The sequence below is a fragment of the Halorubellus litoreus genome (assembly GCF_055378595.1).
In genome coordinates this window covers 1,002,709-1,023,909 of record NZ_AP043836.1, presented here as the reverse complement: position 1 = coordinate 1,023,909, position 21,201 = coordinate 1,002,709, and the positions used below count along the sequence as shown (strand labels likewise).

General features: G+C 65.2%; 22 protein-coding genes. 14 read left to right on the top strand and 8 right to left on the bottom strand.

The genetic code is table 11. From position 1 onward, the window contains the following. Positions 1-174 precede the first annotated feature (174 nt). Complete coding sequence (locus ACZ48X_RS09345) at positions 175-630, bottom strand: NYN domain-containing protein (protein ID WP_227133530.1); 456 nt, start codon at positions 628-630, stop codon at positions 175-177. A 356-nt stretch (positions 631-986) separates the two neighbouring features. Between ACZ48X_RS09345 and ACZ48X_RS09340 the strand changes: the two genes are divergently transcribed. The 4 genes from ACZ48X_RS09340 (at position 987) to ACZ48X_RS09325 (ending at position 6,697) form a co-directional block, all read left to right on the top strand. Continuing rightward, positions 987-3,092: a S8 family serine peptidase gene (locus tag ACZ48X_RS09340; protein ID WP_336352187.1), complete on the top strand. Its 2,106-nt coding sequence runs from the start codon at positions 987-989 to the stop codon at positions 3,090-3,092. 380 nt (positions 3,093-3,472) lie between these two features. Next, complete coding sequence (locus ACZ48X_RS09335; protein ID WP_336352188.1) at positions 3,473-5,059, top strand: S8 family serine peptidase; 1,587 nt, start codon at positions 3,473-3,475, stop codon at positions 5,057-5,059. A gap of 306 nt (positions 5,060-5,365) precedes the next feature. Next, positions 5,366-5,974 (top strand): undecaprenyl diphosphate synthase family protein, encoded by a 609-nt coding sequence (locus tag ACZ48X_RS09330; protein ID WP_336352189.1) that lies wholly within the window; start codon positions 5,366-5,368, stop codon positions 5,972-5,974. Positions 5,975-6,070: 96 nt separating this feature from the next. Beyond that, positions 6,071-6,697 (top strand): NADPH-dependent F420 reductase, encoded by a 627-nt coding sequence (locus tag ACZ48X_RS09325; protein WP_336352190.1) that lies wholly within the window; start codon positions 6,071-6,073, stop codon positions 6,695-6,697. A 105-nt stretch (positions 6,698-6,802) separates the two neighbouring features. Here the strand turns inward: ACZ48X_RS09325 and ACZ48X_RS09320 are convergent, their stop codons facing one another. Next, positions 6,803-7,960: a CBS domain-containing protein gene (locus ACZ48X_RS09320; RefSeq protein WP_336352191.1), complete on the bottom strand. Its 1,158-nt coding sequence runs from the start codon at positions 7,958-7,960 to the stop codon at positions 6,803-6,805. Between the two features lie 225 nt (positions 7,961-8,185). On the opposite strand from ACZ48X_RS09320, the gene ACZ48X_RS09315 reads away from it, so the two are divergent. The 3 genes from ACZ48X_RS09315 to ACZ48X_RS09305 all read left to right on the top strand — a co-directional run bounded on the left by ACZ48X_RS09315 (position 8,186) and on the right by ACZ48X_RS09305 (position 10,501). After that, positions 8,186-9,445 carry an RNA-guided endonuclease InsQ/TnpB family protein gene (locus ACZ48X_RS09315; protein WP_336352192.1) on the top strand — a complete coding sequence of 420 codons (1,260 nt, stop codon included), beginning with the start codon at positions 8,186-8,188 and terminating at the stop codon, positions 9,443-9,445. Between the two features lie 168 nt (positions 9,446-9,613). Further along, complete coding sequence (locus ACZ48X_RS09310) at positions 9,614-10,162, top strand: adenine phosphoribosyltransferase (RefSeq protein WP_336352193.1); 549 nt, start codon at positions 9,614-9,616, stop codon at positions 10,160-10,162. A 141-nt stretch (positions 10,163-10,303) separates the two neighbouring features. Beyond that, positions 10,304-10,501, top strand: coding sequence for a hypothetical protein (locus ACZ48X_RS09305; RefSeq protein WP_336352194.1), 198 nt, complete (start codon positions 10,304-10,306; stop codon positions 10,499-10,501). A 15-nt stretch (positions 10,502-10,516) separates the two neighbouring features. Here the strand turns inward: ACZ48X_RS09305 and ACZ48X_RS09300 are convergent, their stop codons facing one another. After that, entirely contained in the window at positions 10,517-10,876 is a 360-nt protein-coding gene (locus ACZ48X_RS09300; RefSeq protein WP_336352195.1) for a hypothetical protein, read from the bottom strand. Positions 10,877-11,040: 164 nt separating this feature from the next. On the opposite strand from ACZ48X_RS09300, the gene coxB reads away from it, so the two are divergent. The 6 genes from coxB (at position 11,041) to ACZ48X_RS09270 (ending at position 15,715) form a co-directional block, all read left to right on the top strand. Beyond that, on the top strand, positions 11,041-11,901 hold the full coding sequence (coxB, locus tag ACZ48X_RS09295) for a cytochrome c oxidase subunit II (protein WP_379762919.1): 861 nt from the start codon (positions 11,041-11,043) through the stop codon (positions 11,899-11,901). 112 nt (positions 11,902-12,013) lie between these two features. Continuing rightward, the gene (locus ACZ48X_RS09290) at positions 12,014-14,608 is read left to right on the top strand and encodes a cbb3-type cytochrome c oxidase subunit I (RefSeq protein WP_379762921.1); all 2,595 of its coding nucleotides are present in this window, start codon (positions 12,014-12,016) and stop codon (positions 14,606-14,608) included. 4 nt (positions 14,609-14,612) lie between these two features. Next, positions 14,613-14,876, top strand: coding sequence for a cytochrome C oxidase subunit IV family protein (locus ACZ48X_RS09285; protein WP_336352197.1), 264 nt, complete (start codon positions 14,613-14,615; stop codon positions 14,874-14,876). Then, the gene (locus ACZ48X_RS09280) at positions 14,873-15,214 is read left to right on the top strand and encodes a hypothetical protein (RefSeq protein WP_336352198.1); all 342 of its coding nucleotides are present in this window, start codon (positions 14,873-14,875) and stop codon (positions 15,212-15,214) included. Before ACZ48X_RS09285 ends, ACZ48X_RS09280 begins: the two co-directional genes overlap by 4 nt. Beyond that, on the top strand, positions 15,211-15,426 hold the full coding sequence (locus ACZ48X_RS09275) for a hypothetical protein (RefSeq protein ID WP_336352199.1): 216 nt from the start codon (positions 15,211-15,213) through the stop codon (positions 15,424-15,426). Before ACZ48X_RS09280 ends, ACZ48X_RS09275 begins: the two co-directional genes overlap by 4 nt. Before the next feature lie 97 nt (positions 15,427-15,523). Next, positions 15,524-15,715, top strand: a complete 192-nt coding sequence (locus ACZ48X_RS09270; RefSeq protein WP_336352200.1) for a hypothetical protein — start codon at positions 15,524-15,526, stop codon at positions 15,713-15,715. A gap of 30 nt (positions 15,716-15,745) precedes the next feature. On the opposite strand, the gene ACZ48X_RS09265 is transcribed toward ACZ48X_RS09270, so the two are convergent. The 5 genes from ACZ48X_RS09265 to ACZ48X_RS09245 form a co-directional block, all read right to left on the bottom strand. Next, the gene (locus ACZ48X_RS09265; protein ID WP_336352201.1) at positions 15,746-16,153 is read right to left on the bottom strand and encodes a DUF7410 domain-containing protein; all 408 of its coding nucleotides are present in this window, start codon (positions 16,151-16,153) and stop codon (positions 15,746-15,748) included. Beyond that, positions 16,150-17,652 carry a hypothetical protein gene (locus ACZ48X_RS09260; protein ID WP_336352202.1) on the bottom strand — a complete coding sequence of 501 codons (1,503 nt, stop codon included), beginning with the start codon at positions 17,650-17,652 and terminating at the stop codon, positions 16,150-16,152. Before ACZ48X_RS09260 ends, ACZ48X_RS09265 begins: the two co-directional genes overlap by 4 nt. Further along, positions 17,625-18,326, bottom strand: coding sequence for a DUF7546 family protein (locus ACZ48X_RS09255; protein WP_336352203.1), 702 nt, complete (start codon positions 18,324-18,326; stop codon positions 17,625-17,627). Before ACZ48X_RS09255 ends, ACZ48X_RS09260 begins: the two co-directional genes overlap by 28 nt. Before the next feature lie 6 nt (positions 18,327-18,332). After that, positions 18,333-18,746 carry a hypothetical protein gene (locus ACZ48X_RS09250; RefSeq protein ID WP_336352204.1) on the bottom strand — a complete coding sequence of 138 codons (414 nt, stop codon included), beginning with the start codon at positions 18,744-18,746 and terminating at the stop codon, positions 18,333-18,335. 107 nt (positions 18,747-18,853) lie between these two features. Further along, positions 18,854-19,156, bottom strand: coding sequence for a hypothetical protein (locus tag ACZ48X_RS09245; RefSeq protein ID WP_336352205.1), 303 nt, complete (start codon positions 19,154-19,156; stop codon positions 18,854-18,856). A 534-nt stretch (positions 19,157-19,690) separates the two neighbouring features. Here ACZ48X_RS09245 and ACZ48X_RS09240 point away from each other — a divergent pair. Then, positions 19,691-20,623, top strand: coding sequence for a hypothetical protein (locus tag ACZ48X_RS09240; protein ID WP_336352206.1), 933 nt, complete (start codon positions 19,691-19,693; stop codon positions 20,621-20,623). Positions 20,624-21,201 lie beyond the last annotated feature (578 nt).

Below are 21,201 nucleotides of genomic sequence, written 5' to 3'. Positions count from 1 at the left end.
TCCGTTCTCACGGAACCAGTCGCGGCGGTGTTCGGTCCGTAGAGCACCAGTTGCGGCGGTGTTCGGTCCGTAGAGCACCAGTCGCGGCGGTGTTCGGTACCGTACAGTACCTGATCGCTCTCGGTGTCGCTCTCCTCGCGGGATGGCTGCTGGTGGGTCGCTGGACGTGACCGGTCAGTCGTTGACGAGTCGCGCTTCGTCGGCGGCGTTGGATAGCGCGTCGGAGCGGCCGTGTTCGCCGGGTGCCATGGCGACGGTGTGGACGCCGTACCGGCCTGCGGTCTCGAGGACTGGTTTGAAGTCGGTGTCGCGGGAGACGACGATGAGCGTGTCGAGGGTGCCGTCGACGACGGCTTCGGTGGCGTCGATGGCGAGCTTGACGTCGACGTCGCCGCTGGTGACGACGACTTCGAATCCGCGGGCTTCGGCGGCCTGGATGAGGCCGGGGGTGGCGTGTTCGTCGAGGTAGATTCGCGAGTACGCGAGGTCGCCGCGTTCTCGACCGACGGTGCGGACGTCGTCGAGGTCGACGTCGAACTCGTCGCGGAACGTGTTCGGGCCGTCGACGAACACGCCGACGCGCGCGCGGTCGTCGCCGGGGGACAGGAATCGGTCGAGGAGGCCGGGCATCGTCGACGTTTGGATGGTCGATGGCAAAGGCGTAGCGATGTGTTCCCCGGTGACGGGCGTCGCTGCGGGGGCGTGGGTCTCGTGGTCGTGGTGTGTCCCGGCCATCGGGCCGTCCCCGTGTGGTGCGGTAACGCGCCTAATTTTCTGCTCCGGTAATGTGTCGGTCGTGGTCCACGAGCGGTTCGGTGACCGTATGAAGAGGGAGGCGTCTGCATCCATATTTTTATCTACTGCCGGGGTGCCGACAGAGTGCGTGTTACGGGCCTGAAACGCATAATTTCTAGCTACAAACACGTACATTTCGCAGTAAATATCCTAAAATTTAATACTGGGCGTGCTGTTCGTCGTGTTGTAACATGGTGGATGACTCCATTCCGGACAGTAGCAGGCGAACGTTCCTGAAAGCAGCCGGCGCCGCCGGCGCAGCGATGACGGTCACCACGACCGTCTCCGCCGACACCGGCACCACGCGAAAGCGCATCAACCTCGGCATCGGGATGACGACGTCGATGTCGACCGCGCAGGCACAGGTCCAGTCCGAGACGCCCGCGGACGCCGAAATCTACCGCACGTCCGACGCGCTCGGGTTCGTCTCCGTCGACGTCCCCGAGGAGGCCGCCGACCGCGTCCTCGAGGCGTTCGAGAACAAGCCCGAGTTCCGGTACGCGGAGTACGACGTCCAGATGCACGCGTTCGAGGCACCGAACGACGAACTCTACGACCAGCAGTACTCGCCCCAGCAGGTTCGCGCCCCGCAGGCCTACGACACGACGCAGGGCAGCTCGGACGTCGTCATCTCCATCGTCGACCAGGGCGTGAAGTACGACCACCCCGACCTCGAGGGTGCGTTCGGCTCGGTGAAGGGCAAGGACTTCGTCGACGACGACGACGACCCGTACCCGGACTCGATGGCCGACGAGTACCACGGCACGCACGTCGCCGGGAGCGCGGCCGCGGTGACGGACAACGGCACGGGCATCGCGGGCATCTCGAACTCCACGCTCCTCTCCGCGCGCGCCCTCTCCGAGGAGGGCAGCGGGTCGCTCGCGGACATCGCGGAGGCAGTTCGCTGGTCGGCCGACCAGGGCGCGGACATCATCAACATGAGCCTCGGCGGCGGCGGCTACACGGACACGATGAAGAACGCCGTCTCCTACGCCGTCTCCAACGGCGCCCTCCCCATCTGTGCCGCGGGGAACAACGGCTCGTCGTCCGTCTCCTACCCCGCGGGGTACAGCGAGTGCGTCGCCGTGTCCGCGGTCAACGAGAACGAGGAGCTCGCGAGCTTCAGCCAGTACGGCGACAAGTGCGACGTCGCCTCCCCGGGCGTCGACGTCCTCTCCACGTGGACGGAGTCGACGAGCTACGGCGAGTACAACAAGATCAGCGGGACGTCGATGGCGTGCCCGAACGCCTCCGGCGTCGCCGCGCTCGGCCTCGCGGCCGACCCCGACCTCGGTCCGAACGAGCTCCGCGCACGCCTGAAGAACACCGCGGCGGACATCGGCCTGAGCGAGGAGAAGCAGGGGTCGGGTCGCGTGGACGCGAAGAACATCGTCGAAGCCGGGACCGTCCCGGACAACCAGCCGCCGACGGTGTCCATCAACGCGTCCTCGACGACGGTCGACGCCGGACAGGCCGTCGAGTTCGACGGCACTGGCTCCAGTGACCCCGACGGCTCCATCGAGAGCTACGACTGGGACTTCGACAACGGCGCGACCGCGACCGGACCGAGCGCGACGTTCACGTTCGAGAACGCGGGCACGTACGACGTCCAGCTCACCGTCACGGACGACGACGGTGCATCTTCGACGAACGCGGTCTCGGTGACCGTCGAGGAGCCCGAGGACGAGGACAATCAGGCGCCGACGGTCTCCATCGACGCTGGCGCGACGACCATCCCGGTCGGCGCCGAGGTCGAGTTCGACGGCACCGGCTCCAGTGACTCGGACGGCTCCATCGAGTCCTACGCGTGGGACTTCGGTGACGGCACGACCGGCAGCACGGCGACGGTCATGCACGCGTACGACGCGGCTGGCGAGTACACGGTGTCGCTCACGGTCACGGACGACGACGGTGCGAGCTCGACGAAGTCCCTGCAGGTCACGGTCGAGGAGCAGTCCGGTGGGTCGTGTGGCGACACGTCCGCGAACTCGAGCGCGCAGGGGTACCTGCGTGGCTGGTACGACGACGAGAACTTCACGTTCGTGCCGGACCTCGACGACCCGTGCCAGGCGACGTTCAACCTCGACGCGGGCAGCCGCGTCGACTTCGACCTGTACGTGACGTTCGACGGCCGGACGCCGTCGACGTACGATTACGACGCGCGCTCGATCACGTACGGTCCGGACGAGCAGATCGTGGTCGACGACGTCGACCCGGACCAGGAGTTCGGCATCCTCGTCGACTCCTACCGCGGTCGCGGTTCGTTCACCATCTCGGTGGACGAGCTCGGGAAGTAACCCGCGACGCGCTGTCGTCCGCTCCCATCCCCATCTGTTGCGGTTCGAATCGCTGTGCGCGCCGTTCCGTTCTTTCTGTGGTTCGAGTCGTTCGTGGACGTGCCATTGTCCGGTAGTGGTGAGTGATGCGTTCGGTGGGGTGGTCTGGTGGGTGTGGTTTGTGAACGCGTGGGGCTCGTGGTGTCGCGCGCGTTCGACTCGCCCAGTTTCCAGGCTTTATTTTCTAAAATCACTATCTATTCTGGTCAGTGTAATTTATATCATGTTCGACCCTGCCAAAACCCTTATATAACCATTGGAAATTGCCATTAGCAATTTTACATTCTTTCCTCGATGTCCGCAATTCTTTAATATAACCTCGCAGACCGTGGGCGTGCAGCATGGTAGACGATGGCATTCAAGACCACGGGCGTAGAACCTTCCTGAAAGCAACCGGTGCAGCGGGCGCGGCGGCCGCCTTCTCGGGCGCGGCGGCAGCCACACCCGGACGCGACCCCGGACCGAAAGAGGACGAGGTCCTCGTCGGCGTCTCCGCCGGCGCCGACCTCCGACAGACCGTCGAACAGCACGTCCCCGGCAACGCCGAGGTCGTCCACCAGAACGACGACCTCCGGTACGTCGCGGTGAAATTCAAGGGCAGCGACACCGCACGCGAGAACTTCAAGGACGCGATCACGAAGCGGGACCACGTCAAGTACGCCGAGGACAACGCGACGTTCCACGCACTCGCCACACCGAACGACCCCCAGTTCGGCGACCAGTACGCCCCCCAGCAGGTCCAGTCCGACCAGGCGTGGGACACGACCTTCGGTGACTCGGGCGTGACGATCGCGGTCATCGACACGGGCGTCCAGTACGACCACCCCGACCTCGCCGGGAACTTCGGCGCGGACAAGGGCGAGGACTTCGTCGACAACGACGCCGACCCCTACCCGGACGCGCCGCAGGACGAGTACCACGGCACGCACGTTTCCGGCTGTGCGAGCGCCGTCATCGACAACGGCACGGGCGTCGCCGGCCAGAGCAACTCCACGCTCATCAGCGGCCGCGCGCTCGACGAATCCGGCGGCGGGAGCCTCTCTGACATCGCCGACGCGGTCAAGTGGGCCGCCGACCAGGGCGCGGAAGTCATCAACATGAGCCTCGGCGGCGGCGGGTACACGGACACGATGAAGAACGCCGTCTCCTACGCGACGAACAACGGCTCGCTCATCTTCGCCGCTGCCGGGAACAACGGCACGCAGGGCGTCTCCTACCCCGCGGCGTACAGCGAGTGCGTCGCCGTGTCCGCGGTCGACGACAACGAGCAGCTCGCGAGCTTCAGCCAGTACGGCGACAGCGTCGAACTCGCCGCCCCCGGCGTCGACGTCCTGTCGACGTCGACCGAGACCCGCGGGAGCTACGAGCAGCTCTCGGGCACCTCGATGGCGACCCCGGTCACGTCCGGTGTCGCCGGTCTCACGCTCGCCAAGTGGGACCTCACGAACAACGAACTCCGCAACCACCTCAAGAACACCGCCGAGGACATCGGCCTCTCCAGCCAGGAGCAAGGCAGCGGGCAGGTGGACGCGTACGCCGCGGTCACCACCGACCCGAGCGGCGACGGCGGCGACGGCGGCGACGGCGGCGACGGCGGTGACGGCGGTGACTCCACGTCCAGCTCGGTCTCGGGCACCCTCGACGGGTACTGGGACTACGACGACTACAGCTACGGCTGGAACTACTCCTCGCCGAGCCAGGTCGTCGTCGAACTCGACGGCCCGAGCGACGCCGACTTCGACCTCTACGTCAACACCGGCACGACGGCCGCGGCGTCGCCGTCGGACTACGACTACGCGTCGCGGTCCACGGACAGCCAGGAGTCCATCACCATCGACAGCCCCGACGACTCCACGGACATGCAGGTGGACGTCGACTCCTACAGTGGCAGCGGGAGTTACACGCTGACCATCACGGAGTACCAGTAACGACGGCGCTACTGGCGACGACGATTCGGTCGGCCCGCGGACCGGGCCGACCTCGACGTCGAAGCGCCGCGAGTCCGCGTGCGCTCGCGACGCGACCGAACTCGCCTGTCGACACACCCGACCGCGGCCCGCTCCCCCTACCGGGTGCGGTCGAGCACGCACGGCGCGCGTCGCGACGGGCGCGTGACCGGGTTGTCCCTTCTTCCCCCTTCCTCAGGACGACCGCGTCGTGGGTCGTCGGTCGACCCACTCGCGTCGACCGTGAACCCGAGCGTTTTACCGGCACCGACGAGCTATCCTCGAGTCGTGGGCCTCTACGACCGCTACCTCGCGCTCCGCGTCCGCACCACGGACGCTGCCGTCCCCGAGCACGTCGCGCTCGTCATCACCGAACGCGACCTCCTCGAACAGGGCGCGTACGACACCCTCAGGGACTTCTTCGCGTGGGCGTTCGAGTACGGCGCGACGGACGTCACGGTGTACGTGAGCGTCCTCGACCGTGCCGCCGCACCGACGCTCGCCCGCGAACTCGAGGACCTGGACGCCCCGCGCGAGGTCGCCGTCCGGCAGCCCGACGACGTCGAACGTGCGGACGCCCCCATCACGGTCGGCATCGGGCTCGGCGGCCGCAGCGAGTTCACCGCCGCCATCCGCGACCTCGCCACCGCCGTCGACGACGGCGACCTCGACCCCGACGACGTCGACGAGACCGCCATCGAGGACCGGCTCGTGTTCCCGAACGACCCGGATCTCGTCATCAAGACCGGCGCGGAACGCCTCAGCGACTTCATGATCTGGCAGAGCGTCTACAGCGAACTCTACTTCACGGACGTGAACTGGCGGGACTTCCGCGAACGCGACTACCTGCGAGCCATCCGCGAGTACCAGGACCGGAACCGTCGATTCGGCGAGTGAACCCTCGAAATAGCCGTACACGACGAGTACGTGGGTTTGCCGATGACTGCTCGACGAGAACGTGCGCTTAACGTCCCCCTCCTCGTAGTGGTAGGTATGCAGATCGGAATCATCGGCGCGGGGAAGGTCGGTCGAACCGTCGCAGGGCACTTCGCGAACGCCGGACACGACGTCGCGATCAGTAACTCGCGCGGCCCGGAGTCCCTCGAGGACGCCGCAACAGACCTCGGCTCGAACGTCCACGCGGCGACCGTCGAGGACGCCGCGGCGTTCGGTCGCGTCGTCCTCGAAGCCATTCCCTTCGGCGAGTACGAGACGCTCCCCGCCGAGGAACTCGCCGGGAAGACCGTCATCAGCGCGTCGAACTACTACCCCGACCGCGACGGCGATATCGACTTCGACGGCCGCACGCACACCGAACTCATCGCCGACCACCTCGAGGAATCGCGCGTCATGAAGGCGTTCAACACGATGCACCACGACACGCTCCGCGAGGAATCGCGACCGGACGAGGACCTCTCGGACCGACTCGTCGTGTTCCTCGCTGGCGACGACGCGCTCGCGAAGGCAACCGTCGCCGACCTCATCGAGGACGCCGGGTTCGCACCCGTCGACATGGGTCGGCTCACGAACGGCCACCTCATGGAACCGGGCGCTCGCATCTACGACGAACCGATGACGCTCACGGAAGCCGAAGCGCTCCTCGAACACCTCACGTTCTGAAGCGACGGGACGCGACCGACCTTCCGACGGCCCGACCCCGGAACCGACTCGACGGCAGCTATCGGCGTCTTCGAAAAAAGCGATCTTCCTGGAACGACGACCCGCTCAGAGCTCGTTGAGCTTGCGCTTGAGCTGGCCTTCGTACTCCTCGTCCGCGCGGTACTCCTTCATCTCGAGGACGTTCCGCTCGAGTTTGTCGAGCGCGACGCGGAACGCGTTCTCGGCGCCGTACCCCTCGCCGGAGCCGGCGACGCCGCCGTTGTCCGTCCGGATGCGGATCTGCGAGTAGATCAGCGGCGTCCCGCGGAGCTTCTCCTTGTGCTCCTGGAAGCGGACGTGGACGTGCAGGACGTCCATGTCCTGGTACTTGTCGACGACCTGCGTGATGGCGTCGCGGATGTCGTCCCGGGTGAGCGTATCGAGCAGCGAGATGTTCGACACCTGCACGTCCAGGTGGTCCTCCTCCGTGAACGTGAGTGCGCGGAGGACGTCCGTCTTCGTGATGACGCCCTTCACGACCGTGTCGTCGTCGTCCGGGGTGACGACGAGCCCGCCGAGGTCGTCCTCGAGCATCGTCGCGACGGCGTCCTCGACGCTCTCCGCGGTCGTCGTCGTCTGCACGGGACTGGACATGATGTCGTACACCGGGAGGTCGAGGACGCGGTCGGACTCGCCAGCGCGGTTCCCGGTCGTCATCTGCTTGTCGCCGCGTACGACGACGTCGGTCAGGTCGTGGGTCGTGACGATACCCGAGAGCTGGCCGTCGTCGTTCACGACGGGGAGTCGCGAGATACCGTTCTCGCGCAAGCGGTTGATCGCCTGGCCGAGCGTCCCGGATTCCTCGATGACGACGGCGTCGTCGGTGTAGATGTCGCCGACGGAGAGCGCGTCGAGGTTGTGCAGGACCGCTTCGAGGATCGCGTCGACGGTGACGATCCCCCAGAGGTTCTCGCCTTCGAAGACGGGTGCGACCTTCACGCCGCCTTCGACGAGGACGCGCGCGGTCTCACGGACGTCCTCGTGTCGGCGGACCTTCGGCGCGGGCGCGTTCCGCGAGGGCTTGACGAGCGCGGCGACCTTCGCGTCGTCCTCGACGTGACTCTGGAGGAGCTCGCGTTCGCTGAGCACGCCTTCGTAGGAGCCGTCGCGGGTCACGATGATGCCCTTGAGGTTGTCCTTGGTGAAGCGAGAACGGACCTTCCCCAGGCGCGTGCCGACGTCGACTTCGACGTAATCCTCGGTCGCGATATCAGAAATATTCATTCCACCTTGGATTTCGCTGGCATCACTATTTAACCTTTCCAGCTAAATCCTTACCCTCGTTGAGCTTCGCAGTGAGCTTCGGGAACGAGTAGCGCTAAGGGGCAGAAATACAGTCGCAACCCAGTCTCATGTTCAACCGAAACGCGAAATATAACATCGTGTGTGAGCACGTTCGAACCAGCTGGTGACGAAATGACCCCGAAGAAATAATGGACGGTTAACAAGATGAACTACAACTACAGGTATCGCATTGATCCTACCGAAGCCGTCGAAACCGAGCTAGAACGGCACCTCGATACCTGTAGGCAACTCTACAATCACTTCCTGTACGAGATCCGCAACACCGACGAGTACCTGTCTTACACCGCGATACAGAATATGCTGCCCGACATGAAAGACTGGTGGGCTGAGTTGAACGACGTGTACTCGAAGGTGTTGCAGATGGTCGCCCGCCGCGTCAGCGACAACCTCAACCGCCTCAAAGACCAGAAAGACGACGGGCGCAGGGTCGGGATGCTCAAGTGGAAGCCACCACGAGAGTATCGGAGTCTCACCTACAACCAGTCTGGTTTCGAACTCAAGAACACGAGTGACCAGACCGTCCTTTCCCTATCCAAGATTGGTGAGATGCCGATACACCTCCACCGCGACGTTCCCGACGATGTCCATGTGAAACAGGTCACAGTCAAGCAAGAGACAACGGGCGAGTGGTACGCGATCTTCGGCATCGAAACCGAGGACGACGCGCCCGAAAAACCGGTTCTGGATGAGGTTAACCGCGATGATATGGTCGGCATCGACGTGGGCATCACCAAGTACGTTCACGACACCGACAGCACGATGGTCGGTAGTCTCGACTTCGACGCTGAGTACGAGCGGCTCGAACGCGAGCAACGAGCATTGAGTCGCAAAGAAGAGGGCTCGCAGAACTGGCACGAGCAACGCCGTCGTGTTGCCCGTATCCACGCTCGGATCGTTCGGAAGCGTCGCGACTTCCTGCACAAATTATCGATGTATTATGCTCGGGAGTACGACCTCATAGCGGTCGAAGACCTCGATGTTCACGGAATGATACAACTGCCATCGAACAGTCGGAATCGAGCATCGGCGTCATGGCGGACGTTCATCGAGTTCCTCGAATACAAGTGCGAGCGCGAGGGCACGCACTTTGTGAAAGTCGAACCCGAAGGCACGACACAGGAGTGTGCCGAATGCGGTATCAAGGCTGAAAAGGAGTTGTGGGTGCGCGAGCATTCGTGCCCGACGTGCGGGTTCGAGACTGACCGTGATGAGAACGCCGCGTACAACGTGCTACAGCGCGGTCTTTCAGCGTTAGGCGTGGGACACGCCGAAGTCACGCCTGCGAAGACTGCACTCCCTACGTCCGCGACTGGTGGGTCGTCTGCCGTCGTGGATGCAAAGTGTGTCGTTGAAACAGGAAGTCCTATCCTCGAGGAGCGAACCACGCAAACGGTGAGCGAGTAGGGTGGGATAGTTCACGATACCGCCAAGGACGATTCAACGAGACCGACCGAAACGCATTGTTAGACGCGGTGTCAGCGAAGACGTCATGGTCGCCGTCCGGACGTCGGCGAGCCTGAGTACGCCGTCGAAATCGACGCGTTTTAGCCCGTTCTCGCGCGTTCTGGTCGCATGAACCGACTCCGTGAGTCCATCCACGACGCGCCCGTCGTCGAACGCGACGGCTACCGGTACCTCGTGCATCCGGTCAGTAACGGCATCCCGACGCTCGACCCGAAACTGATGCGGGAGGTCGTCAACGGCTTGCTCCGGCTCGTCGACTTCGAGGACGCGGACGTCATCGTCACGCCCGTGACGATGGGCGTGCACGTCGCGACCGCGCTCTCGTTGACGACGGACGTCCCGCTCGTCGTCATCCGGAGCCGCGAGTACGGGTTCGACGACGAGGTTCCGTTCGAGCATCCGGACGGCGAGTACTACCTGAACGACGTGACTGCGGGCGACGACGTCGTGGTGGTCGACGACCTCGTGAACACTGGCCAGAGCATCGCGGCGATCGTCGAGGCGATCGACGACGTCGGCGCGAACCTCGTGGACGTCGCGTGCGTCCTTCGACGCGTCGAGTCCCGCGACGACCTCGTCGACGTGGACGTCAAGTCACTCCTCGAGGTCTCGGTGACGGCCGACGGCGTCGACGTCCTCGACGACGCGTCGCACTGACTCTCCGAGTCCTCCTGGACGTGCGGTGACTCTCCGAGCACGCTCGACCTTGTCTTTCGATTGCAGACGGACCACGGCCAGCGCCGACCCTGATATGCCGACCCCGATATTTTTTACACGACAGGATATAACAGAATATGTATGGGTGGGTCGGGGCGTCCGTACGGGTGGCGCGTCCAGCGACGCGCCAGCGCGAGCGCGTCGACGGTGGCGGCCGTGGCGGTCGTCGGCCACCTCGTCGGGTTCGTCACGGCCGACGCCGCGGGCGCGCTCCTTCTCGTCGCCGTCGTCAGCACGCTCATCGGGTCGGCTGGAGCGATAGCGCTCTCCAGACTGTGACGCGACGACTCGCTCTCACTCTCGGTCGTCGAGCAGCGGGGCGTGCGGGTCGGCCCCGAGCGACCGAACCATCGACGACCCCGTCCGTCGCGCGTACACCTCCATGAGCGCGAGCCACCCGACGGCGAACGCGACGCCCATCCCGACCGGCCACGTGACCGGGAGCGAGGACGGGAGGACGAGCGACATCCCGCCGCCGTAGAACCCGGCGAGGAACGCGAACAGCGCGACGTCGCGAGCGACCGGGTGGTCGAGGAACGCCTGCTCGAACCGCGTGAGTTCGGGGACGTCAGGCGCGTCGTCCTCGCGGTCGTCGGCGACGCGCGGTCGTGCTTCGTCGTCGATGCGGTTCGCTGGGTCGCTGCGCTCTGGCATGCGTTCGTCTCCCGACGCACGCGCCGAAAACCCACGGTGGCGTTTGCCGGGTCAGAAACCGCGCGTTCGGCGTTCGCGGCGACTGCCAGCACGCCTGCGCCAACCACCGTGCCGTACCGAATTTCTAAGTGCTCTCACGGTGAAGGGCCATGAGAACACGAACCATGCTAACATTCGCCAACCTGCTCGCGGGACTGGTCGTCCCCGCGCAGCTCGTACCGGAGGGGTCACGGGCGGTCGTCTTCAGGCGAATCTACGAGGTCTTCCTCGTTCTCGGAACGGCCGTTGGCGTGATCGTCATCACGTACATGCTCTGGAAGGCCTGGAAGTACCGCGCCAGCGCCGACCACGGCGACGACGCCGACCGCCCGCAACTCGGCGAACTCCCAAGTGGCGGCGGTGGCGGCCGAAAGCTCTTCCTCTCGTTCTCGCTGTCCGCGATCGTCGTCGTCTCCCTCATCTCCTGGACGTACCTCACGCTCCTCTACGTCGAGAACCCCGAGCCCGTCCAGGACGAGGAGGAACCGCTCGAGGTCCGCGTCGTCGGCCACGCGTTCTACTGGGAGTTCGTGTACCCGAACGGCCAGTCCGTGAACGACCAGCTCGTCGTGCCCGAGGACCGCCGCGTCCGGTTGGTGGTGACGTCCGAGGACGTCTTCCACAACTTCGGTATCCCCGAGCTACGCGCCAAATCGGACGCCATCCCCGGCCAGGAGACGAACACGTGGTTCCTCGCCGAGGAGACCGGGACGTACCAGGCGAACTGCTACGAGCTCTGCGGCGCCGGGCACTCGCACATGACCGCGACCGTCCAGGTGGTCTCCCAGTCCGAGTTCCAGTCGTGGTACCAGGACATGGGGAACGAGAGCGCGAACGACACCGCGGCGTCGATGGACGGGAACGCGACTGGGAACGACACCGCGACCGCGCCGTCGACGCAGGCGCTTCCCGCCTCGCCGGCACCGACGGCCGCGCCTGCGCGACACGCCCCCATCGCCACCCGACACCACCCAGAGGTGATCTGACATGACCGACGACCCGACCGAACACGGCGACGAACCGACCGAACACGGCGACGAACCGACCGAACACGGCGACGAACCGACCGAACACGGCGACGAACCGACCGACGAAGCCATCGACGACAACGACGCTGAGCGCGCACGCGCCGACGGTGGCGCGCTCGAAGCCGCCGACGGGCACGCCCACGACGAGCACGCGATGCCGCCGACGAGTTCGTTGAAGCGCTGGTTCGTCACGACCAACCACAAGGACGTCGGGCTGCTCTACATCGCGACGAGCCTCTCGTTCCTCATGCTCGGCGGCGTCCTCGCGCTCCTCATGCGCGCCCAGCTCTGGGTGCCTCGAGCCCCAGGTGCCGGCCCGCTGTCCGCGATGGCGTACAACCAGGCCGTCAGCGTGCACGGGCTCGTGATGGTGTTCTGGTTCCTGTCACCGTTCGCGTTCGGGTTCGCGAACTACGTCGTCCCGCTCCAGATGGGCGCGAAGGACCTCGCGTTCCCGCGACTGAACGCGCTCAGTTACTGGCTGTACCTCTCCTCGGGGGTCCTCCTGTTCGTCTCGTTCTTCCAGGGCGGGACGTTCGCGGGCGGCTGGACGATGTACGCGCCGCTGAACCTGCCCGCGTTCACGCCGAGCGTCGGCGGGAGCGCCGCCGTCCTCGCACTCATGCTGTTCGTCGCGAGCGTCACGGTGTCCTCGGTGAACTTCCTCACCACGATGCATCGGATGCGCGCCGAAGGCCTCACGCTCCGACGGCTCCCGTTGTTCTCGTGGACCATCCTGCTGACCGTCTGGATGATGCTGTTCGCGTTCGCCGCACTCCTCGCCGCACTCCTCCTGCTCTCCGCCGACCGCCTCCTCGGAACGACGTACTTCGCGATGAACGGCGCGAACGGCGCGCTCCTGTGGACGCACCTGTTCTGGTTCTTCGGGCACCCCGAGGTCTACATCGTCTTCTTCCCCGCCCTCGGCGTGATGGCGGAGGTCTTCCAGACGTTCACGGGGCGACGCATCGTCGGCCGGAAGTGGTTCATCGCCGCGATGGTCCTCGTCGCGCTCCAGAGCTTCATCGTCTGGATGCACCACATGTTCCTCACCAGCATCAATCTCGAGATCAAGACGCTGTTCATGGCGACCACCATCGGGATATCACTCCCCTTCGACCTGATGGTGTTCTCGCTCATCTACACGATGGTGAAGGGGAAGATACGATTCAAGACGCCGTTCCTCTTCAGTTTCGGCGGCCTCCTCCTGTTCATCCTCGGCGGCATCACCGGCGTCTTCCTCGGCGCGGTCGTCCTCGACTACGAGTTCCGCGGGACGTACTGGGTGGTCGCGCACTTCCACTACGTCATGGTCGGCGGCGTCACCGCGCTCGTCGGCGGGCTCTACTACTGGTACCCGAAGATGGTCGGGCGGATGTACGACGAGTTCCTCGGGAAGGTCCACTTCGTCCTGTACTTCGTCGGGTTCAACCTGCTGTACTTCCCGATGTTCGTCGCGTGGGAGACCCCGCGGCGCGTCTTCGACTACGACCCCGGGATGACCGTCTGGCACCAGCTGGCGACCGTCGGCGCCGTCGTCCTCGGCGCCTCCTTCCTCGTGATGATCTACAACCTCGTCACGAGCGCGTACCGCGGCGAGGTCGCCGACGAGGACCCCTGGAACTACGTCACGACCGCCGAATGGGCGGTGTCGTCGCCGCCGCCACTGGAGAACTTCCCCGGGCTGCCGTCGTACGCGAGCGGGAAACTCGAGTTCCTCGGCGGGTCCTCGAGCGCACTCGACACCGTCGACGACGACGCGCCCGCGGCCGCCGACGGCGGCACTGGCGCCGCGACCGACGGTGGCGCGCCCGCGACGCTCGAAGACTCGGCGGCGCTCGCGGCGAGCGCGCACACCGCCGAGGAGGTCCAGGCCGGCGAGGACCACCACGCGAGTCACGCGAGCATCTGGCCGTTCCTCGTCGGCGTCGGGTCGCTGTTCCTGCTCCTCGGGCTCTCCGGGTTCACGAACGCGACCTGGCCCGACGGCACGATGGGGGCGCTCCATCAGGCGTCGACGGGTCTCGGCGCCGTCGTGACCTTCGGCGCGCTCGTCGGGATGACTCGCGAGCACTTCGTCGGCCCGAGCGGCCCCTACGGCGAGAGCTGGCCGTTCGACAAGGTCTCGAACATGAAGACGGGGATGTGGATCTTCCTCGTGAGCGACGTCGTGCTCTTCGGGGCGTTCATCGGCGCGTACGTGTTCCTCAGGTTCTCCTCGGGCTGGATCGCGTGGGAGCCCATCCCGGACAACGTCATCCCGGGGCTCATCAACACGTACCTGCTGTTGACGAGTAGCTTCACGGTCATCCTCGCGCTCGAAGCCGCCGAACGCAAGTCCCGGAACGGCGTGGTCGCGAGCCTCGTCGCGACGGTCGTCCTCGGCGTCGGGTTCCTCGGGAACAAGGCCATCGAGTGGGAGCACCTCTTCAACGACAAGGGCATCTGGATCGACTCCGGTATCCGCGAGTCCACGTTCTTCGTGACGACGGGCCTGCACGCGGCGCACGTCATCGTCGGCCTCGTCATCACGCTGTACATGATACTCAGGGCGTGGAACGGCGCGTACCTCGACGACGCCTCGCCCGTGGAGCACTTCGGGCTCTACTGGCACTTCGTCGACATCGTGTGGCTGTTCCTGTTCCCGCTGTTCTACATCCTCTAAGACAATGACCAGACTCAGACTCTACACGGCGATATACGTGGTACTGTTCGTCTCGGCGACGGTGCAGGTGCTCGTCGAGCAGGCGGGCATGGCGTACCAGACGGCGCTCGCGCTCATCCTGGCGCTGTCGTTCGTGAAGGCCGTCATCGTCGCGGCGTACTACCAGCATCTGCGCTGGGAGCCCCGGTCGTTGACGTACCTCATGGGCATCGGCCTGCTGGCGGTACTGGCGTTGACCGTCGCGGCGACGTACTCCATCACCCCATGACCGCGCCGAACCCGTTCGTCGTCGGTGCGGTCGCGGTCGTGGTGCTCGCGCAGGTGCCGCTGGTCGCGTACCTGTCGCGGCACGTCGAGCTCGACGAAGACGCGGAGCGCCCGGACGCGTCGAAGGGCTACGTGACGTACGGGACCGTCGACGCACGGCCGGCGTCGAACGTGGACGCGCGCGGCGACGGCTCGGGCGCGGTCGCCGCGGGCCCGGGCGGCGACGGCGCGGTCGCGTGCCCCGAGTGCGGGTCGGTGGTGCGCTCGGCGTACGCGTTCTGTGGAGCCTGCGCGACCCGGATTCCGCCGGAGGGCCCGACCGGGGGTGACCGTCGGTGACGTCGCGACGCGAACGACTCGCGTGGGCGGCGCTGTTCTCGCTCGCACCCGCCACTGGTATCGCGTTCGCGACCGCGAAGGTCGGGCTGACGACGCTCGCGGACCCCCTCGTCGTCGCCGCGTTCGCGGTCACGGCCGTCGTGATGTTCGGGTTCATGTTCCTCGCGGCGAGCGTCGGGTCGACGGACGTCCCCCAGGAGCGCTTCGAGTAACGCTCCCGCACTCCTCGCCCCGACCCCCCACTCGCCGTGCGTCGTGCAAACACGCCCCATAGATTTAGGCGGTCCGCGTGCGAAGGACCCGCCACAGATGGGATTCGAAGGCTTCGCGTACCTCGGCGCGGTCGTCGGCGTCGCACTCGGGATGGTCGCGCTCCTCGCAGCCGAGTACTTCAACGGGGTCGACGTCCTCCTCCCCGTCGGCGGCGGCCTCGCGCTCGTCTCCGTCGGCGCGATAACGTTCCTCATCAGCCAGAACGACCCGCCAGCGCACGAGCACTGACCGCGCCCGTGGCGCCGTGACGGACGAGCCCTACAGGAACCCGCTCCCGAGCGCGACCATGTACACGAGCACGAGTACCGTGTAGAGCGCCGCCAGTCCCGCGACCACGCGCAGGTGGAAGTAGAACAACTCGTCCTCCTCCGCGGCGAGCGCGTCCGCGTACGCCTCGCGCTCGCTCGCCGAGCACGCGTCCTCGTGGACCTCGCCGACGTGGAGGTCGTACGCCGCCCGCGTCGCGAACGGCCGGTCGCAGTACGGGCACGCGCCCGCGACCGACTCGCCGTCGCGCACGAGCGTCTCGAGGCCCGCGCGGTCGACGCCGCGACCAGCCGCGACAGTGCCTCGGTCCTCGCCAAGGGTTTCGGCGTCGCTGGCGGGCACTTGGGCGTCGCTCCCGCCGCGTTCGGACTCGGTCGTGACCGGTTCGTTCTCGCTCATAGGTATACTGGATTGACGAACGGTTGGCCGATGACCCACGCGCTCGTCATCGTGTACGCGACCATCACGACGACGAAGGGGTACTGGCTGCGGATCGGTCGCAGCAACCCGGGGAACACCTCGAGGGCGAGCGCGTGGGCGACCCAGACCGCGAGCAGGTGGCCGACGACGACGAACCCGAGTTCGACCGTCCCGAACCACCCAGGGACGACCGCGACCTGCGGGACGCCCCCGCCACCGAGCGGGTGCTTGAGAACCGATTCGAGCGCGGGCGACAGCGAGAGGAAGTACCCGAGGAAGTGCGCGACGTGATAGCCGGCGGCGATGGGGACGAGCGCCGGCGCGAACCACGCCTCGATGGCCGCCGGCGACAGCCGGCTGTCGACGATGGCGCGCGACCGCGTCGCGGCGACTCGATACAGCCAGCGGAACAGCGCAAACCCGGCGAGCAGCGCGACGAGGTAGACGGCGAGCGCGGGGACGCCGGCCTCGACGACCACGGGCGCCAGGTCGTTCCACGCTGGTGTCGTCACGAGCCCGTCGAACGTCGTCGACCACAGGAGCGCTATCACGAACGTGGTCGCTCCCGACTCCCTCCCGAGCAGCGCGGTCGTCCCTGCCTCCCCGCCGAGGAGGGCTGGCGTTCCCGCTTCGCCGTGCAGCCGTTCGCGGGCGCCGGCGACGAGCCCGCTCCCGGGGAGTCGGAGACGAACGCCGTCGGCGTCGCGCTGGAGTGGCGCGAGCCGCCCGTAGACGGCGAAGACGCGCGACACCGGGTCGACGCGCTCGAACCACGCATCGGGCCCGTACCGGTACGCGCCGGCGAGCGCGAGCAGCGAGTACGCCGCGACGACGACGCCGAGCGCTCGCGGGTCCGCGGCGAGCGGACTGACGACCTCGACGTACACGAGCGCGAGCAATCCGACGACCGCCGGCCACGCGCCGTGGTCAGCCGGGAGGTCGCGACCGCCAGCGCCGGGGAGCAAGGTGGCGATGGTCCGCCACGGGTTCACGAGCGGCCAGGCGTTCCCGACGAGGTACGTCGAGATCGCGAACCCCGCCCACCACCCGATCCAGACGACGACGATGGCGAAGTTCGCCGTCGGGTCCGTCGACCCGACCGCGGCCGCGCGCAGGACGAGGGCGAGTCCGAGGACGCCCGCGGCGCGCGTCGCGAGGACGAGTGCGCGGCGGAGCGTCGCGGTCGTCGGGACGAGAGCGCTCCACGCGTTGATGGCGCGGATGCCCTCGTGGTCCGTGAGGAGGCTCGTGCCGAGGAACGACCCGCCGACGAGGACGCCGCCGGTCGCGACGGTCAACCACGACGGGACCGTCCCGACGTTCACGGCGTCCGAGAGGGCGCCGACGTGGAGCGGCGCGAACGCGCCGATCGAGGTGGCGGCCGCCATGAGCGTTGAATCCAGGAGGACGCCGACCGCCGCGGCGGCGGCCGCGAGGAGGAACTGCCGGATCACGCTCCCCCCGTCCCCGGTCGCCACGCGAGGAGGACGACGGCCGCGACGAACGCGACCGTGGACAGGTCCATCGAGTACGCGTACAGCGCGTTCGCGACCGCCTCCCCGCCGAGTGCGGCGGCGAGCAGCGACGCGAACACCGGCCACGAGCAGCTCGCGCACGACAGCAGGCCGAGGGCGCCGCTCGCGGCCGAGGCGGCGGTGTCGACGACCGCGGCGTACGTGAGGTACGCGAGCGCGACGTACCCGACGACCTTGTACGGGACGAGCGTCAGCGTCAGCGACGGTGCGTCGAGGACGACCGTCGGCCCCCAGCCCGGCGGGAGCGCGGTGAACACCGCGAGGTCGACGCCCGCGCCGTGCGAGTGCCCGCTCCCGAGGACGGCGACGTCGACGAGGCCGCCGGCGAACGCGAGCGTCGCGAGGTACGCGCCCGCGACCGAAAGCGCCGCTCGGCGCGCGACCGCGCTCCCCGTTCGCGGGACGTCCACCGCGAACACCGCCCACAGGCCGAGATTTATCCACACGAACGGGTAGAGGAGGTACCGGACGCTCGTCGCGCTCGCGCCCGTCAGGCCGAGGTAGCCAGCGAGCAGCGCGAGCTCGGCGAGGACGACCGCGGCGAGTGCGAGGGCTGCGGGCCGCGTCGCTCGTCGCCGGACCGCCGCTATCGAGCGCGATGCCTCGGTGTCCGTCATCCCGAGTCAGCCGACGAGGAGCTTCAGGGCGATGGCGAGCACCGCGACCATCGACATGAACCACGCGCTCAACCCGACGGCGTGCGCGTTCCCGAGGCCGTGCGAGCGCCCGAGGTAGTACACGCCCCACGCGAGGTACGCGAGCACGAGCACGGCGACCGCGCCGACGAACACCATCGGGTCCGGGCCGAGGACGGCCGCCGCCGCGACGAACCCGATGATGACGAGCGCTGCGAGCGTCATCTTCGGGTCCACGCGCACGCCGCGCTGCGACCCCGCGCCGACCGCGATACCGCGGGCCTTCACGCCGAGCGTGTGACTGTACGCCCGAACCGCCTGCGCTCGTGTCACGAGCACGAACACCGCCGCGAGCAACGCCACCATCACGAGCGTGCTCGCGACGAACGCACCATTAGCCATGATATCACATACCACATCGAGGTTCGGGCTCAAATGTGTTTCCCTCGCCCGGATGCTCGACCCCGCAAGCGATCAGCGCCGACGGTACCCGCCACCGACCGCTCCGCTCACTCCTGCTGGGCGAGTCGTCGCTCGTGCTTCTCCGCACCGATACTCAGCCCGGCCTTCGCCTGGTCGGCACTGTCGAACTCGAGATCCTCGACGGGGACGTCGTGGACGTCGTCGTACGCTTCGAGGACGTACGTGTGGTAGTACTGGACGGCTCGCCGCGCGTTCTGCGCCGGACTCCCGCTGAGGACGTCCGTCGTCAACGCCAGGTGCACGACCTCCGGGTACGGGAGGCCGAGCACTTCCTGAGCCGCCGTGATCGCCTCGTGATCCTCGTCGCGGATGCGCACTGGCTCCGACATACGCAGCGATAACCCAACCATCCCGTTAAGTGTAACGAACTGTAACAGCGCGTTTCGGAGTGTAACGCCAGGTGCTCTCGACCTTTCACCACCAGTACCACGCCCCGACCCGCCACCCCAACCGCCAGCACCCCCCAGCACCCACCACCAACCACTAAGTTATGTTGCGAGAACGCAGTACTGCAACGGGATAGCTCTAATCAAATCTGGTATTGTTTATAAAAGAATGATGGCTCCCCGCGGGGTTCTACAAAGGAGATTACATCACCTGAATGCGTCAACAGCAGGGTCGTCACATTGTTCAAAGATTCCGTGATGATTCCTCGGCGGTGCATCTTGAACCCCCGCGAGAGGCGTGAAGGAGGCTATGACGGGCCTCCATACTCTCCGTTTCCCAACTCCCGATGACCGTGAATTTCAGCGGCTCAGGCAAGAGAAGATCGACAATCAAGCCAAACTGCGACAGGTTAATGGGACTCAGAGGGGGATTTATTGTTGGCTGATATTTATAACTGGAGAGGGCATTGACGGGGTATGCGTGATTCCAGCCGTCAAATATTGGACGAAAAAGTTGACGAGTTTATCAAAACGATAGACGAAGGCAACCTAGTCAAAGACGAAGGGACCGAGAATATTCTTGGATTAGAGGGGTACCATCTCTTACCGGGAGATCTTCCACTTCACGAGTTCTACATGGACGAACTGCATTACTTTTCAAAATGCTTGATTGATTCCGCTCTCAAAACCCACACCAACGCCAAAACCACTGACTTTAGTGCTTATTGGGGCTGGACAGCGGCGCTGGTGAGTCACACCGAACGAAATCAGGATTTTGAGAGGTATCAGGAAATCCTTAGAGATTACTACTATCTTGTCCACTCTGCTCTCGTATCAGAACGACATTCCCGTCTTGTCCGGGAGAACCATGATCTTCATATGACTCTCTCAAGACTCAACCCTAGTTTGGAAGAAGTCACCAGAGGCTCTGGACTGCCTTTGGCCGCAACCTTTGGATTTTCCGTATTAGAAGGACTACTAAAACGTCGCTGTAGCGACCTAAGCCCCGATACTGGTATTAATGTCTGGAGCGGTTTTGAGAAGTTGATTGATGATTCTGATGTCTCACCAGTCGTGAAAGAAGTTTTACAAACGATAGACGACCTCGATAGATACGACCGGCAAGTACTGGAGCGTAAAATGTCTGGAGTCCCCGATTTATCCGATAAGGATAGTTTGCTGTGGCTAGTCAAAGAACAGCGCAATTACAACGTCCACGGGGAGGGAAGCACACAGGCGATTGGTTCTCTTGTTCTAACCCTGTGTTCGTTAGTGCTTCTTGACGAACTTGCAACCTGCAACTACCAAGAAACACGAACAGAGGTTCTACAGGATATGCAACACAGCCAAAGCACGCCGATGATACACTCGAAGTCTCCGAGAGCGTTTTATCCTGTTGAAGTTCTCTAACCCGGGTTGCGCAATCCGTTACAGAAATTAGCACTGTTAACTCTGACTCTCAGCCAGAATTTTCGCAGAGGTGGTTACTTAAAATTCGCTTGCTGGCGCTCGGCGATGTTCTAACTGGTGGGGATTACTGCATCGAGTTGGTTGTTCCCTCTCCCCGCTCGATGCGCTGGTTCACTCAGCTTCACACACTACCTCACGGAGTTCCGCGTAGAGTTCCAGAGGGTTCTCCCGTAGTTCCACGTCAGTCGTGAGTTCCTCCTCGACCTTCCGTCGAACTAGGAAAACAGCTTGGTAACAGAGTCTCCCATCGATGTTTCGTGCGCTCGATGTGTAATGGATCGGTAGATTCTAGGATGTGGCATGTCTCCTTAGGAGTGAATCCCCATACAGTTCTGTGGTGCGACAGGAAAAGCAGCCCCGCAGTTCAAGTGAAAGTGCCGAAAGGACAAAACCCGGATACAGATCCGGGGTCAGTTCCTTGAGAAACGTGTGCGGCGCAAGCGGGTTGGGGCGGATTTGAACTGAAGCAGACGTGCTCTCCCTGCGTTCGCTGCGCGCGACTGCTAGGGTTCAAATCA